Raw genomic sequence first — 252 nt, 5'->3', positions numbered from 1 at the left:
CCCCCCCCCCCCCCCCCCCCCCCCCCCCCCCCCCCCCCCCCCCCCCCCCCCCCTTTTCAAGCAGAAGACGGCATACGCGATCAGGCGCCATGTCTCGTGGGCTCGGAGATGTGTATAAGAGACAGGCACCGGCCCGCGTGAGCACGAGCTTGCGCCCCGAGCGCTCGAACAGGGGTACGCCCAGCCATTGCTCCAGTTGCCGCATCTGGTACGACAGTGCCGGCTGCGACACAGCCAGGCGGTCAGCCGCAC

The 252-nt window shown here is 71.4% G+C and carries 1 pseudogene; it reads right to left on the bottom strand.

The window, feature by feature from the left end:
• Positions 1 to 124 precede the first annotated feature (124 nt).
• A pseudogene (locus JHD73_RS28925) lies at positions 125 to 252 on the bottom strand (LysR family transcriptional regulator); the annotation flags it as partial.

This window comes from Ralstonia sp. ASV6 (assembly GCF_016429285.1).
Taxonomy (GTDB): Bacteria; Pseudomonadota; Gammaproteobacteria; order Burkholderiales; family Burkholderiaceae; genus Ralstonia; species Ralstonia flaminis.
This window is presented reverse-complemented; position numbering and strand designations above follow the sequence as displayed.